The sequence below is a fragment of the Vibrio sp. 1151_11 genome, from assembly GCF_029478525.1.
Lineage (GTDB): Bacteria > Pseudomonadota > Gammaproteobacteria > Enterobacterales > Vibrionaceae > Vibrio > Vibrio anguillarum.
Genome location: NZ_SHMN01000085.1, coordinates 1 through 1,224 on the forward strand (window position 1 = coordinate 1; position 1,224 = coordinate 1,224).

Genomic DNA, 1,224 nt, shown 5'->3' on the forward strand with positions numbered 1-1,224 from the left:
CAACGCGATCAAGAAACAACAAATATGTGATGACGATTTATTGCTTAAGTCCAGCCATGAGAACATAGAATTCACAGTTCAATTCAAACCCGATTTAGTTGATAAAAACTCACTTTGCCTAACGCCCGCTTAAGGGGCAGACAACGCTACTACCAACTTACCGCATAACACCGTAATCACCGAAACCAACGCATAGTAAAAATGCCACGCGTTGGCTGTCCCTCTTGAAGCGTTTGTTAGAAAATTTTTCACTCTAAACAACTGAGTAAAAATCAACTGTTATACCAGCCTCTACAAACATATCATACGCAGTTTTACCACTTATATCCCATTTTGAATCACTATCTCCTGGTTTTAAAGCAACAACTCGCTTAACACCTGCTTGGATAATTGGTCCAGCACACCTAGAACAAATTGGTTTACCCCAAACATAAAGAGTTGAACCGAATGAACGTGAACCTGCTGCTATAATTGCATTTACTTCCGCATGTACAACAAGTTCCAACTTAACATCCGCATTATTTAACCGTTCAGCTGAGTCCTCAACTCCCATGGGGAAACCATTATACCCAATCGATATATCCCCACCCTTTTTAGAAAAGAGTGCGGCACCAACCTGTGCATTAGGATCTTTAGACCATTTGGAAACATGTTTTGCCAATTTACAAAATCTAGTATCCCACTTATCCATTGGTTTTGATTCAATCAAAAATTTCATAATTAATACCTTTTTATTTTACAAAATCACCAAGTCTCTTCGATGATTACATTGCCTAAATTATCAACTTGCTTCAGCCTCTGAGTTCGATGAAAACCTCGAATAGCTGTATGATCTGTATACTCTACTTTTCCAACAATAACGCCAAAAGAATCCATCACGACATAATCGTAAATATCCATTTCAGCCATTGTGCCTTTTGTCCGATGACCTACTAGGTTTAACGATTCACCGTCTTTCAGTTTTACTTTTGTTCTCATAAATATCTCTACAGGTTGGATTAATTTTCTAACGCCCGGCTAAGGGGTTGACAACGCACCGCCGAACTCAAAAAACACACTGTAAACACTTAACTTCAATTTTGTACTAAAGCCGCCACGCGTTGGCAATCCCTCTTGAGCCGTTTGTTAGGCCAACCAATTGACACCGACACTTTCACAACCAAAGAACGAGCTTTTTTGTAAACTTGAAACAAACTAACCGATTCATTTATAAACCAAAATCTC

At 38.9% G+C, this 1,224-nt stretch carries 2 protein-coding genes; both read right to left on the reverse strand.

Annotated features, from left to right (window positions below; all coding sequences use genetic code 11):
• Positions 1-253: 253 nt before the first annotated feature.
• The gene (locus EXZ60_RS18870; RefSeq protein ID WP_202933913.1) at positions 254-718 is read right to left on the reverse strand and encodes a dCMP deaminase family protein; all 465 of its coding nucleotides are present in this window, start codon (positions 716-718) and stop codon (positions 254-256) included.
• A 26-nt stretch (positions 719-744) separates the two neighbouring features.
• Positions 745-978, reverse strand: coding sequence for a hypothetical protein (locus tag EXZ60_RS18875; protein ID WP_138041623.1), 234 nt, complete (start codon positions 976-978; stop codon positions 745-747).
• Between the last annotated feature and the right edge of the window lie 246 nt (positions 979-1,224).